Here is a 626-nt window from a genome sequence, read left to right as displayed (position 1 = left end):
GCGCCAGAGCTCTTATCGTATTCATGTTCAGACCTATTTTCTCAGCGATTGACAACAACACACCTGCGGTTTCGAGACGCGGCAAATCGCAGTGCATTCAATCCCCTAATTATCCTCCTGTTTACATAAGATAAACATCAAAACTTTGTAAACTGCATCGAAGACGGGGACTGACTCAAAACTTAGTGAGTTATCCTGTGCTTGTAATGGAACAAAGCACGGTAAAGATTTGGAATGAGACTTAAGCTGAGTTGAACGCATCAACGACGCGCTCGACTCAAAAGCAGGCAGATCAAAGGAGCATTAACTTAGCGCACTCAATCAAAGATTTTCAACGTCGTACTCATTAGCCGTAGAGTTCTAACCAAACTACCACTCCCCCGTATTCTCCATACTCGCCCATGGCTCTTGCGCTGGCAGGGCATCACCTTTTTGAAGCAGCTCCACACTGATACCATCGGGGGATCGAATGAACGCCATATGCCCATCACGTGGCGGTCGATTAATCGTCACGCCCATAGCTTGAAGGTGCGCGCAGAGAGCGTAAATGTCGTCAACACGGTATGCAAGATGGCCAAAATTTCGACCACCCGAGTAGTCTTCTGGATCCCAGTTATACGTCAGTT

General features: G+C 47.3%; 1 protein-coding gene. It reads right to left on the bottom strand.

Features of this window, described 5'->3' with window-relative positions; all coding sequences use genetic code 11:
- Positions 1 to 369: 369 nt before the first annotated feature.
- Positions 370 to 626: VOC family protein (locus A3750_RS17475; protein WP_197475116.1), on the bottom strand; the 257-nt coding region annotated here is incomplete at its 5' end.

This window comes from Oleiphilus sp. HI0079 (assembly GCF_001635105.1).
Note: the sequence above shows the minus strand (reverse complement) of the source record. Positions and strands in the feature narration are given on the sequence as shown.